Genomic DNA, 12975 nt, shown 5'->3' with positions numbered 1-12975 from the left:
AGAAGGTAGATGAATATGACAAATATTACTTCATTTCATTTAGATGTATTAAAAGAGATTGGCAATATCGGTGCAGCACACGCAGCAACTGCATTATCAGGATTATTAAATACAAAAATTGATATGCGTGTACCAGCAGTTGAGATGGTTTCGTTTGATGAAATGGTTGAACGTGGCGGTGGTGCTGAACAAGTAGTCGCAGGAACTTATTTACAAATTGATGGAGATGCAGAAGGTGGTATGTTCTTCATCCTACCAATTGAACAAGCAAATCGTTTTATACGTCGTTTAATTCATGATGAACATTTTGATTTACAGAAACAAAATAACTTGGAGCTAGGCGTATCAGCAATGCAAGAGTTAGGAAATATTTTGTCAGGTTCATATCTATCTGCATTGTCAGATTTTACAGGGCTTAAAATTTATCCCACTCCACCCGCTTTAAGTGTTGATATGTTCGGTGCCATCATTAGTTTTGGATTAATTGAACTGTCACAAATAAGTGATCATGTAATTGTGATTGATACATCGATTTTTGAAGAAACGATGACAGAAGATGAACAAGTTAATGGACATTTCTTTTTACTACCAAACCCAGAGTCTTTTAAAGCCATTTTTAAAGCATTGGGAGTGTCGTAAAATGATTATTGGAAGTCAAAGTGTTGTCAAAGTGGGCATTGCCCAAATGGACATCGTAACAGCACCCTCAACAATTCGAACATCAGGACTTGGTTCATGCGTTGGGGTGGTTGTTTACGATCAATCTAAAGGTATTGCAGGACTTATTCATATTATGTTACCAGATTCAAAAGTAGCTAAAAGTGGAACGATGAATATTGCGAAATTTGCAGATACAGGCATTCCAGCATTAATTGAAGCATTAAAAAAAGCTGGAGCTTCATCTTATAAACTAAAAGCAAAAATTGCAGGCGGCGCGCAAATGTTTCAGTTTACATCTTCAAATGATACGATGCGTATCGGACCTCGTAACGTAGAAGCAGTAATCGAGCAATTAAGAAAATATATGATTCCTGTATTAGCACAAGATACAGGTGGGAATAGTGGAAGAACAATTGAATTTAATCCTGAAACGGGTTTGTTAAATATTAGAACAGTAAATCAAGGGGTGAAAGATCTCTAATGTTTGGTTCAATATTTTATAACTTTTGGTTTGCTTTAGCAGGTTTCACAATTTACTTTTTTGCGCGATTTCAAAGTAATCAAGCTCCTCTAACAACTATTTTATACGGTTTAATGTGGGCAGCTATTGCTTTTATAGTGGCTTATATTGTACGTGCATTAATTGCTTATATTATAGCGACACCTTCAGATCAGTTAGAACAGCCTGATGAAGGTGTTGAATCAGGTACAGAAGCTATAGCAAAAGAGGAAAGAAGTAGCGAAGAGTCATTACCTTCACCAGAACCGACTGTTGAGTTTTCAGATGAACAGTCAGAGGAGATTGCTAAAGCGATTCAAACAATGATGCAAGATGGAAAATAAAAAAGAAGAGGCTAGGAAACATGTTATCTTCCTTTTTTAGAGTTCGCAACGAAAAACTGGAACCGCGCCACAGCGCGATTCCAGTTTTTCTTATGCTCATGTGGGATGTGTTTTTTGTACTTATGTCCCAACCTCTTCTTTTTATCTTATGAATTAGTTACAGCTTGTTTTGAGACATTTACTTGTTGAGCTAGCCACTGCATCGCAATATGTGCGTGTAATGCTGCACCGTATTTAAAAATTTCTTCCTGCTGTTGCATACGTGGGTTATGGACAGGCGCATTTCCTTCTTTTCCTGTTCCTAACACGATGAATGTAGCAGGTACTTCTTGTGAGATATGTGAGAAGTCTTCTGAACCACTCAACATACCTAAATCTACAACTTGTTCTTTTCCAACAATCTCTTCAATGAATGGAGTAAGTAACTTTACCATTGTTGGATCATTATAAGTTGTTGGTGTATGAAACTCAGTTACTGTGTAATCACCGCGCCATGCTTTTACTGTATGGTCAATCATTTCTGGGATTCGTTTACATAAGTGGTCACGAATTGTTTGGTTATAACTACGCATATTTCCTTGTAATACAGCTTTATCAGGAATAACATTCGTGACAGTCCCACCGCTCATCGCACCAACTGAAAAAGTAACGTGCGCGCTCGGGTTAGCCTCTCTTGTAAATAATAGATTTAAACTTGTATATAGTTGATTCATAATCATATTCGCATCAATTGTCTTATGCGGTTGCGAGCTATGACCACCATTTCCTTGAATATCTACAATATAAGAATCCATCGCTTGGGAGACGATTCCCTCGTGAATTGAAACTGTACCCGCTTCTTGATCAGGCATGATATGAATAGCAAAGGCGGCGTTCACTTTTGGATGTTCAAGCAATCCATCATCTAACATGAGTTTAGAACCGAATCCCCATTCTTCACCAGGTTGGAACATCAATTTAACAGTACCTTGTAAGTCAGCTTCATGTGCTTTTAATATTTGCGCCGCACCAAGTAGCATCGCAACATGGGAATCATGTCCACATGCATGCATTTTCCCAGGTCTTGTTGATTGATAAGAAACGTCTACTTCTTCCTCAATCGGTAAAGCATCCATGTCAGCACGAAGTAATATACAAGGTTCACCCTGTCCGATTGTAGCTACAACCCCTGTACAATGTGCTTGCTCTGGGAACCCAGCACGTGCATATTTTTCTCTTACCTCATCTGGTAGTACACCACAAGGCTTCCCTTCAATCCCCATCTCCTGTAAACGATTTAAGATGTATTGCTGTGTTTCAGGTAATTCAAATCCTAATTCTGGATGTTGATGCAAATGGCGACGGTCAGAAATAATTTGTTGTTCAATTTTTTCGGCTTGTTCTAAAATCGTATGCATATTAAATACCTCCTTCATTTGTTATGGTTGTTGTTTCAACTGTTAATTCCTCATCTGCTTTTGGTTTTGTTTTAATTGCGACTGTAAATAAAATGATTTCTGCAACAGTTAATCCAAGTAATACATAAATTAATAAATCGTATGATTGATTAATTGAATAAATGGCACCTGATACAATCGGTGTAATCGCTGCTCCAAGTGATGTGAAGATCGCAACGATTCCATATTTTGCACCATAGTCTTTTTCGCCGAATAAAGCGCCTGTTAAATAAGCAGGTGTTACTGTAACAGCAGTGCCGCCAATACCCATACCAATCGTGAATAAGATACCTGGGATCAGTAGGTTTCCGTGCATCATAAAGAATAATGCTGCGAAAGAGCCAATACAAATAATCGTAATTGTAATAAATAAGCCGAGTGAGTCATATAATTTACCAATTAGTAATTTACCACCGATGACCATAATAGAACCAAGTGAAAGAAGTAGTGCCGCATGTTGTGGTGAAGCACCTAAGTCGGTTAAATATGGAACCATGTTGATAATCAATCCATTGATAACAATACCTGCAACTAAAATAGCTAGACAGAAGCACCAGAAAGATAGAGATAAAAATGTTCTCTTTTGTGAAACACCTGATATAGGTTTGTGAGCGTTTTCATTTGTTGGTATATCTTTCGCGCCTAAAGGTAACAAACCTTTGCTTTCAGGTGTAAGTGTGACAATGAAAAGTGTAAATGGAATAATCGCTACAATGATGATGATCCCAATTGTTAAGTAAGCTGTGCGCCATCCAAAGTCTGTAATTAACCAAGAGGTAATCGGACTTAAGATTGCACCACCTAAACCTGTACCTGCTAAAGCAATACCAAGTGCTAGACCTCGTTTTTCAACGAACCAGTTTGTAATTAATACAGACACAGGAATCATTGCAGCACCAGCAAGAGCAGCTCCCATAGGAATTGCGAATAAATAGAATTGCCAAGCAGTTGAAGAAAATGAAAAACCAATATAAGAAATAGCACCGAATAATGTGAAAGTCGTTAAATAAATACGAATTGGAATACGCTTCATTAAACGACCAGCAAGAGGAGCAGCAACCATCGATGCGAGCGCCATAATCGTGTAATAATTCATAAAATCAGCACGTTCCATTTTTAAATCTTCCGTAACAGGTTTAATAAACAAGGATACTAAGTTTGCAATTGGTGCGTATAAAAAAGTCATAATCATAATTGAAGCGAGTAAAATCCACCAACCGTAAAAAATCTTCCCATCTTTTTTCATAAGTATTTCCCCTTTGTTTTAAAATGGCGAATATTCAGTTTTTTAATTGCAATTATGTTTCAAGAAAGTGTTGCTTTATAATATTAGCTAAATTATATATTATATATTATATATAATTTTATAAAATGTCTACTTGAAATAGAAGATTTGGTAAAATTAAATTATCTTTAACGTGAGAACGAAAAAATGAGGGGCTGACAAGCTGTGGAATTAAAAAATTATTATATGTTAGATGAAGAACAAAAAGAGTTATTACCTTATACAATAGCTAATCAAATTTTACTTAAAGTATTTACAGGAGAACTAAAACATGGCGAACGAGTGAAAGAATCAAATGTTGCAATGGCTCTTGGTGTAAGTAATATTCCTGTTAGAGAATCGTTTTATATTCTAGAAAATTTAGGTGTATTAGAACGCTTACCCCGTAAAGGCGTACGTGTAAAAGAATTTACGGATAAAGAATTTATTGCCTATACAGATGCCTTAGTAGAATTAACGTGGATTATATTGACATATGCACAACAACTTTGGACAACTGAGCAAATTGAAAACTTAAAACAATTAGCAGTAGAAGCAAAATCTAGTTTAAACGAAAGAAATATTGTGGCATATATTTTAGATTGTGATCGTATTCTACGTTTAATGACAGAAGTAGCAGATAATCTAGCATTTAAAAAGATGTACAATGATATTTCTTGTATCACACTAACATACTGCCGTGTGTATTGGACGGACTTCAATCGTTTAGAAGAGCGTTATGAAAGTTTGTTGCAAACAATCGAAGCGATTGAAAAAAATGATATTGAGATGGCAAAAGAACAAGTGGAAATTTTCATTCGAAAGCAAGAACCTTCACTATATCGTTACAAAAAAGTATAGAAGGTTAAGAAGTTCCTTGTTTAAGTTCCCATTTGTAAAAAGTATTTGTTATAATATTTCATAAGTATTGAACGAAGAAATGGAGGGCGTAGCAGATGCAATCGGCTTCAACGCAAGAAACGAAACTATGGCAAGATTGGTCCGCTCACAAAGATCCTCGTGCTGGCGATTTGCTCATGAAAAAATATAAATCTTTAGTGTCATATCATGTGCAACGAATTAGTACAGGATTACCTAAAAGTGTATCAAGAGATGAACTAATGAGCCTCGGGATGATGGGACTTTTTGATGCGCTTAATAAATTTGACATTACACGCGACTTAAAATTTGATACCTATGCATCTTTTCGCGTGCGTGGTGCAATCATTGATGGTTTAAGAAAAGAAGATTGGTTACCAAGATCAGCACGTGAAAAAACGAAAAAGTTAGATGCGAAAATTGAGGCGATGGAACAGCGTCTAAAGCGTCATGTTACACCAGAAGAAGTAGCAAAAGAATTGGATGTACCAATCGAAGAAGTATATCAAACGATGCAAGAGCATCTTTTTTCGAATGTCTTATCAATCGATGAACAACTACAGGACTTTGATGAAGTCGATAATAAAAGTTTCGTCATTCGAGATGAAGTAACAAAAACACCCGAACAGCAAGCGGTTCAAACAGAGTTGTTGCAAGATTTAGCAGAAAGTATTAAGCATCTTAACGAAAAAGAACAGCTTGTATTAAGTATGTTTTATACAGATGAATTAACATTAACTGAGATTGGTGAAGTATTAAATTTATCGACATCACGTATTTCTCAAATTCATTCTAAAGCGTTATTTAAACTAAAAAATTTATTACAGGATGAAATGAATAATACGTGATTTTTTAGTGTGTAGAGGAGAGATGAGCGATGAGTTTAAAAGGCATAGAGTTACAAATTGCGATACCTAAGACTTTTGATGCGGGAAAACAAGTTGAACAAGCGCAGCAACAAGTAAATGCTGGGCAAGACTTGGCAAATGCAGCTTTGAATAAACAAATCGAAAAGAATCACACCTCTTTGTTAGAATCTGAAAAGCTCAAAGAATTGCGACAAGATGAACCGAAAGATCAAGAGAGAGAAAGAAAAGAAAAAGAAGAACGCGAAGAAAATGAAAAACTAAATAAAAATCGAACAAAGCATCCCTATAAAGGAAACTTTTTTGATTTTAGTGGATAAGGAGGAGAGAATGAGATGGTAATCATAGTGACGATTCTATTCATTCTCCTTTTACTTTGTTTTTATTTTTTAGTATTACTCAATATGAAGATGAATCGTTTTAAACAAAATGAACAACGACAAGAGCGATTAATTGAAGAGATGGAAGCGTCAATCTCGTCGTTCTTAGTGGATATTGAAGATGAGAATGCGCGATTGATTGAAGCTTTAAAGAAACAAGCATCACCTTCTAAACAAGCGCCAAATGATCAAGTAACTGAAAAACGACAAGTAAAAGAAGAAGTAATAATTGACGTGCAAGAAAAAGATACGAAAGAACCAACGTTCACACTACCAAAATCTTATGCAAAAAAAGCATATGGCGTACAAACTTCAAAACAGCCAGTACCAGAAGAAAAGCTTCAAACGATTGATGAACGGGTAAAGGAAATGTATATGCGCGGTAAGTCAATTGATGAAATTGCAAAAGAACTAAACCGAGGTAAAACCGAAGTGGAGTTAATGATTAAGTTCCAAGAAAAAAACAAGTAAAATAACTTGTCACACTGTTAATATTATGGTACTATTACAAACGGTGTTAAATACACACGTATTCTGATGCAATGAGTGGTGCTCTTTCAATGAAGGAGTTCTCATGCAGTGGATGAATGCGGAGGAAATCAAATACAAAACCTTTAGGAGGCAATACAAATGTCAGTAATTTCAATGAAACAATTACTAGAAGCTGGTGTACATTTCGGTCACCAAACTCGCCGTTGGAACCCAAAAATGAAAAAATTCATCTTTGTGGAGCGTAACGGTATCTACATCATCGATTTACAAAAAACAGTTAAAAAATTAGAAGAAGCTTACGACTTCATGCGTCAAGTTGGTGCAGACGGTGGTAAAGTTCTTTTCGTTGGTACTAAAAAACAAGCTCAAGAAGCAATTAAAGATGAAGCTGAACGTTCAGGTAACTACTACATCAACCAACGCTGGTTAGGTGGTACTTTAACTAACTTCGGTACAATCCAAAAACGTGTTGCTCGTATGAAACAAATCGAGCAAATGGAAGAAGACGGTACTTTCGCTGTACTTCCTAAAAAAGAAGTTGTTCAACTTAAAAAACAACACGAACGTCTTGTGAAATTCTTAGGCGGTATCCGTGATATGAAAGCTATTCCAGATGTAATGTTCGTGGTTGACCCACGTAAAGAACGCATCGCTGTAGCTGAAGCTCACAAATTAAACATTCCACTTGTGGCAATGGTTGATACTAACTGTGATCCAGACGAAATCGATTACGTTATTCCTTCAAACGATGACGCAATCCGCGCTGTAAAATTAATCACTTCTAAAATGGCTGACGCTTTAATGGAGTCTAAACAAGGTGAAGATGAAGCTCAAGTTGAAGCTGAAGAAGCTGCTGAGTAATTTCTAGGCAAGTTTGAAATAGGTGATAAGCGGCTAAACCCTCTTATCACCTTTTTTTGAGAATATAATAGGATAGATATTAGGAGGAAAAATATCATGGCAATTACTGCTCAATTAGTAAAAGAATTACGTGAAAAAACTGGTGCTGGTATGATGGATTGTAAAAAAGCATTAGTTCAAACTGATGGTGACATCGACGCTGCTGTAGACTTCCTTCGTGAAAAAGGTCTTGCTGCTGCAGGCAAAAAAGCTGACCGTGTTGCTGCTGAAGGTACTACTTTCATCGCAGAAAAAGGTAACACAGCTGTATTATTAGAAGTAAATGCTGAAACTGATTTCGTTGCTAAAAACGAAGGTTTCCAAGTTTTAGTAAAAGAATTAGCTGACCACTTACTAGAAGTACAACCTGCTGACGTAGAAGCTGCTTTAGAATCTACGATGTCTAACGGTGCAAAAGTATCTGATCACATTTCTTCTGCAATCGCTACAATCGGTGAAAAAATCAGCTTACGTCGTTTTGTAATCGAAACTAAAACAGACGCTGACGCTTTCGGCGCTTACCTACACATGGGCGGACGTATCGGTGTATTAGCACTTGTTGAAGGTACTACTGATGCAGAAGTAGCGAAAGACGTTGCAATGCACATCGCTGCTTTAAACCCTAAATACATCTCTCATGACCAAATCTCTGCTGAAGAAGTAGAACATGAGCGTAAAGTATTAACTGAACAAGCACTTAACGAAGGTAAACCAGAAAACATCGTTGCGAAAATGGTTGAAGGTCGTCTTAACAAGTACTTCAAAGAAATTTGTGTTCTTGACCAACCATTCGTTAAAAACCCAGATGTAACTGTTGGTACTTTCTTAACAACTGCTGGTGGTAAATTAACTTCTATGGTTCGCTTCGAAGTAGGCGAAGGTATTGAAAAACGTGAAGATAACTTTGCTGAAGAAGTAATGAGCCAAGTTAAAGGTAACTAATTTCAATAAACATACAATATGTCATTTCTAGGGAGCACAAGCTAAACTTCGTGTTCCCTATTTTTCAATAAAAAAGTATGATGGAGGTCCAGAAAATGCCGCAATATAAACGCGTTGTCATTAAATTAAGTGGGGAAGCTTTAGCAGGAGATCAAGGTTTTGGCCTATCGCCACAAATCGTTAAATCGGTTGCCCAACAAATTAAAGAAGTAGTAGATCTAGATGTGGAAGTTGCCCTAGTAGTAGGTGGCGGAAACATTTGGAGAGGTAAAATTGGTGCCGAAATGGGCATGGAACGAGCAAATGCCGATTATATGGGTATGTTAGCAACCGTAATGAATGCACTAGCACTTCAAGATTCATTAGAGAACCTAGGAGTCGAAACGCGCGTTCAATCATCGATTGTGATGACACAAGTTGCAGAGCCGTATATTCGTAGAAAAGCAGTTCGTCATTTAGAGAAAAAACGCGTTGTCATTTTTGCTGCAGGTACTGGGAATCCATATTTCTCAACAGATACAACAGCTGCATTACGTGCTGCTGAAATTGAAGCAGATGTCATTTTAATGGCTAAAAATAATGTAGATGGCGTATATTCAGCAGATCCAAAATTAGATACAACTGCTGTGAAATATGATCAACTAACATACTTAGAAGTTATCCAACAAGGTCTACAAGTAATGGATTCTACAGCATCTACTCTATGCATGGATAATAATATCTCATTAGTTGTATTCTCATTGATGGAAGATGGAAACATTAAGCGTGCTGTATTAGGTGAACCAATCGGTACAGTTGTAAGTAAATAATTATTAGGAGGAATTCAAATGTCTAAAACAGTTGTCGATTTAGCTTCAGAAAAAATGTCAAAATCAATCGCTGCTTTTTCACGTAATCTAGCAAGTATTCGTGCTGGTCGTGCAAATGCATCTTTACTTGATCGTATTAATGTTGAGTACTATGGTGCACCAACACCTTTAACTCAAATGGCAAGTATTACAGTGCCAGAAGCGCGTCTATTAGTTATTACACCATACGATAAAACAATCTTAGGTGAGATTGAAAAAGAAATTATGCGTTCAGATATCGGTATTACACCAACAAATGACGGTAATGTAATTCGATTAACAATTCCAGCATTAACAGAAGAACGTCGTAAGGAATTAGTAAAACAAGTAAGCAAAGAAGCAGAAGAAGCGAAAGTTGCAGTTCGTAATATTCGTCGTGATGCAAATGATGAGTTCAAAAAACTTGAAAAAGCAGGCGAAATTACAGAAGACGACTTACGTGGATACGGTGAAGACGTTCAAAAATTAACAGATCAGCACATCGCAAAAATCGATGAATTAACTGCTGAAAAAGAAAAAGAAATTCTTGAAGTATAATCATTAGAACTTTGTGGGTTTATAAGACGTCCTATTGACAAAGGGACGTCTTTTTTAAATCAATTGGAAAATACTTTTTAAAAGAGGAAATATATTCGTATTTTTGTTATGATAAGTTCAGTATACGTTCCGATTTGTAAGCTAGTGGAGGATTCTAAATGTTAGATAAACTTGGATGGAAGAAATCAGAAAAAGCAATTCAGTCAATCGATGAACGAGTGGCGAGTTTAAGCCAACAAGATGTACCGAATCATATTGCAATTATTATGGATGGAAATGGTCGCTGGGCAAATAAACGTGCGCTGCCGAGATTTTTAGGGCATCGTGAAGGCATGCAAAATATTCGACGTATTACGCGCGCAGCGAATCGTATGGGTGTTGGTGCGATTACTTTGTATGCTTTCTCAACGGAAAATTGGAAACGACCATCTAAGGAAGTAGAATTTCTTATGCGTTTACCGGAAGAGTTTTTAAATTCTTTTATTCCTGAACTCATGGATTTGAATATTCGTGTTGAGATGATTGGCGAGATGGATGGTGTACCAGAATACACAAGTCGCGCGATTCAACATGCAATGAAAGAAACAAAAAACAATACAGGTATGATACTGAATTTTGCATTCAATTATGGAAGCAGACGTGAAATTGTTTTAGCGATGCAACGTCTAGCGCAACTTGTCAAACAGGGCGATTTGCAACCAGAAGAAATTACAGAAGAAGTCATTTCGGATTATTTAATGACATCTAAGCTACCAGAGCCAGATTTATTAATTCGAACAAGTGGCGAAATTCGTCTAAGCAACTTTTTATTATGGCAGCTGGCGTATACTGAATTTTGGTTTACAGACGTACATTGGCCAGAGTTTACAGACGAAAAATTATTAGATGCAATTGAAGATTTCCAAAAGCGTAATCGTCGTTATGGTGGGTTGAAAGGAGAATAAAAAGTGAAACAGCGTATTATCACAGCCGTAATCGCTGCCGCTTTGTTTATTCCATTTGTCGTATATGGTCATTTACCATTTACGATTTTGGTCTATGCAATGGCAGCGATAGGGCTTTTTGAAATGCTAAGAATGAAAGGACTTTCCTTTTTCTCAATTCCGGGCTTGCTCGGTTTTTTAGCAATGTGTGTTGTATTAATGCCTCGTGAATGGGCAATAAAAGTAGAGGATACAACATCCTTTTCGCAGCTAGAATATCTTTCGATTTTTGTACTTTTACTACTAATTTATACAGTTGTAGTGAAAAATAAAGTAACCTTTGATGCGGTAGCATTTATTGTAGCCAGTGTGTTCTATGTTGGTGTCGGTTTCCATTACTTTATTTCAACAAGAACAGAAGGTATTGCTTATATTGTATTTGCCCTAGTTATTGTATGGTCTACAGATTCAGGCGCATACTTTGTTGGACGTAAACTAGGAAAACATAAATTATGGCCTGAAATTTCACCAAAAAAGACAATTGAAGGTTTTGTTGGTGGTATTGTCATTGCAGTGATTGCGACAGTAATTTTCCAATACTTTGCGCAATTAGATGTGAATTATGGTTTATTACTACTTGTTGCTGTTGTAGCATCGATGATTGGCCAACTTGGTGATTTAGTAGAGTCAGCAATTAAAAGACAATATGGCGTGAAGGATTCGGGTAATATTTTACCGGGACATGGTGGTATTTTAGATCGTTTTGATAGTTTGATTTTTGTTCTACCATTGTTACACTTCATTCATTTTGTTGGATAGGGGAATGAAACATGAAATCAATTAGTTTATTAGGTGCGACAGGGTCGATTGGTCAACAAACACTTGATATCGTAAAAGAACATCCAGAGTCATTTCAAATTTCAGCATTATCAGTTGGACGAAATATTGAAAAAACAAAAGAGATTATTCGAGAGTTTCAACCGAAATTAGTCTCTGTGTTACAAGAAGAAGATGCACGCGCATTACAAAAAGAGTTTCCAAAAACGGATTTTACATTTGGAAATCAAGGTTTAATTGATGTAGCTACATATGCAGACTCAACGTATTTACTGAATTCTGTTTTAGGTTCAGTAGGTTTAGAGCCTACATTAGCAGCAATTCGTCAAAAAAAAGCGATTGCGATTGCTAATAAAGAAACACTTGTAACAGCGGGACATCTTGTGATGGCAGAGGCGAAGAAATATGGTGCGCCAATTTTGCCTGTCGATAGTGAACATTCGGCCCTATGGCAAGCGATGGTTGGAGAAGATCCCAAATCGATTTCAAAACTGATTTTAACAGCTTCTGGTGGTAGCTTCCGCGACCAAACACGTGAGCAATTAAAAGATGTAACTGTAAAAGAAGCGCTAAACCATCCCAACTGGTCGATGGGTGCAAAAATTACCATTGATTCAGCTACATTAATGAATAAAGGTCTTGAAGTAATTGAGGCAGCAGTATTATATGATATGTCTTATGATGATATTGATGTTTTAATTCACCGTGAGAGCATCATCCATTCAATGGTTGAATATCATGATACATCGGTTATGGCGCAACTTGGTACACCAGATATGCGTACACCAATTCAATATGCACTAAGTTACCCAGAGCGCTTACCACGACCTAACGCACAACGTCTAGATTTAGCGAAAATAGGTCAACTTCATTTTGAAAATGTAGACTTTGAGCGTTTCCGTTGTCTTGGATTTGCTTATGAAGCAGGGCGTATGGGCGGCACGATTTTAACTGTAATGAATGCTGCAAATGAAGCGGCAGTAGATGCCTTTTTACATGAAAAAATTAAATTCTTGGAGATTGAAGATGTGATTGATCGTATGATGCAGTCTCATGAAAATATTTTAAATCCTGATTTAGAAACAATTTTACATGTAGACCAAGAAACAAGAAAATCTGTTCGAAGCATGATAAAATAAAAATGTAATACAACTTTTTAACTCGAAGA

The 12975-nt window shown here is 36.6% G+C and carries 16 protein-coding genes; 14 read left to right on the top strand and 2 right to left on the bottom strand.

From position 1 onward, the window contains the following. The first annotated feature begins 9 nt into the window (after window positions 1–9). From ACKVQX_RS01315 to ACKVQX_RS01305, 3 genes are read left to right on the top strand one after another with little or no spacing between them, the layout of a single operon-like run. Window positions 10–639: a chemotaxis protein CheC gene (locus ACKVQX_RS01315; protein ID WP_068454815.1), complete on the top strand. Its 630-nt coding sequence runs from the start codon at window positions 10–12 to the stop codon at window positions 637–639. 1 nt (window position 640) lies between these two features. Further along, entirely contained in the window at window positions 641–1141 is a 501-nt protein-coding gene (locus ACKVQX_RS01310; RefSeq protein WP_068454812.1) for a chemotaxis protein CheD, read from the top strand. Continuing rightward, entirely contained in the window at window positions 1141–1503 is a 363-nt protein-coding gene (locus ACKVQX_RS01305; protein ID WP_068454809.1) for a hypothetical protein, read from the top strand. Before ACKVQX_RS01310 ends, ACKVQX_RS01305 begins: the two co-directional genes overlap by 1 nt. Before the next feature lie 146 nt (window positions 1504–1649). Here ACKVQX_RS01305 and ACKVQX_RS01300 read toward each other — a convergent pair whose 3' ends face one another. Then, the gene (locus ACKVQX_RS01300; RefSeq protein WP_368634195.1) at window positions 1650–2900 is read right to left on the bottom strand and encodes a M20 family metallopeptidase; all 1251 of its coding nucleotides are present in this window, start codon (window positions 2898–2900) and stop codon (window positions 1650–1652) included. Between the two features lies 1 nt (window position 2901). Continuing rightward, window positions 2902–4185, bottom strand: a complete 1284-nt coding sequence (locus ACKVQX_RS01295) for an MFS transporter (protein ID WP_342302592.1) — start codon at window positions 4183–4185, stop codon at window positions 2902–2904. A 204-nt stretch (window positions 4186–4389) separates the two neighbouring features. On the opposite strand from ACKVQX_RS01295, the gene ACKVQX_RS01290 reads away from it, so the two are divergent. The 11 genes from ACKVQX_RS01290 (at window position 4390) to dxr (ending at window position 12946) form a co-directional block, all read left to right on the top strand. After that, window positions 4390–5064, top strand: coding sequence for a GntR family transcriptional regulator (locus tag ACKVQX_RS01290; RefSeq protein WP_368634194.1), 675 nt, complete (start codon window positions 4390–4392; stop codon window positions 5062–5064). Window positions 5065–5159: 95 nt separating this feature from the next. After that, window positions 5160–5930, top strand: a complete 771-nt coding sequence (locus ACKVQX_RS01285; RefSeq protein WP_068454799.1) for a FliA/WhiG family RNA polymerase sigma factor — start codon at window positions 5160–5162, stop codon at window positions 5928–5930. 29 nt (window positions 5931–5959) lie between these two features. Next, a complete protein-coding gene (locus tag ACKVQX_RS01280) occupies window positions 5960–6268 on the top strand; it encodes a hypothetical protein (protein ID WP_068454795.1) in 309 nt (102 codons plus the stop codon). 15 nt (window positions 6269–6283) lie between these two features. Continuing rightward, window positions 6284–6799 carry a hypothetical protein gene (locus ACKVQX_RS01275; RefSeq protein WP_068454792.1) on the top strand — a complete coding sequence of 172 codons (516 nt, stop codon included), beginning with the start codon at window positions 6284–6286 and terminating at the stop codon, window positions 6797–6799. Between the two features lie 159 nt (window positions 6800–6958). Further along, window positions 6959–7681, top strand: a complete 723-nt coding sequence (gene rpsB / locus ACKVQX_RS01270) for a 30S ribosomal protein S2 (protein WP_068454789.1) — start codon at window positions 6959–6961, stop codon at window positions 7679–7681. 96 nt (window positions 7682–7777) lie between these two features. Continuing rightward, on the top strand, window positions 7778–8662 hold the full coding sequence (gene tsf, locus ACKVQX_RS01265; protein ID WP_068454787.1) for a translation elongation factor Ts: 885 nt from the start codon (window positions 7778–7780) through the stop codon (window positions 8660–8662). Between the two features lie 95 nt (window positions 8663–8757). Then, window positions 8758–9471 (top strand): UMP kinase, encoded by a 714-nt coding sequence (gene pyrH / locus ACKVQX_RS01260; RefSeq protein WP_068454784.1) that lies wholly within the window; start codon window positions 8758–8760, stop codon window positions 9469–9471. 18 nt (window positions 9472–9489) lie between these two features. Next, window positions 9490–10047 carry a ribosome recycling factor gene (gene frr / locus ACKVQX_RS01255; protein ID WP_068454781.1) on the top strand — a complete coding sequence of 186 codons (558 nt, stop codon included), beginning with the start codon at window positions 9490–9492 and terminating at the stop codon, window positions 10045–10047. Window positions 10048–10205: 158 nt separating this feature from the next. Then, complete coding sequence (locus tag ACKVQX_RS01250; protein ID WP_068454778.1) at window positions 10206–10991, top strand: isoprenyl transferase; 786 nt, start codon at window positions 10206–10208, stop codon at window positions 10989–10991. A gap of 3 nt (window positions 10992–10994) precedes the next feature. Continuing rightward, window positions 10995–11789: a phosphatidate cytidylyltransferase gene (locus ACKVQX_RS01245; RefSeq protein ID WP_087680156.1), complete on the top strand. Its 795-nt coding sequence runs from the start codon at window positions 10995–10997 to the stop codon at window positions 11787–11789. Between the two features lie 11 nt (window positions 11790–11800). Next, a complete protein-coding gene (gene dxr / locus ACKVQX_RS01240; RefSeq protein WP_068454772.1) occupies window positions 11801–12946 on the top strand; it encodes a 1-deoxy-D-xylulose-5-phosphate reductoisomerase in 1146 nt (381 codons plus the stop codon). The last annotated feature ends 29 nt before the right edge of the window (window positions 12947–12975 follow it).

The organism is Kurthia sp. ISK08, assembly GCF_046159805.1.
GTDB lineage: Bacteria > Bacillota > Bacilli > Bacillales_A > Planococcaceae > Kurthia > Kurthia gibsonii.
This window is presented reverse-complemented; position numbering and strand designations above follow the sequence as displayed.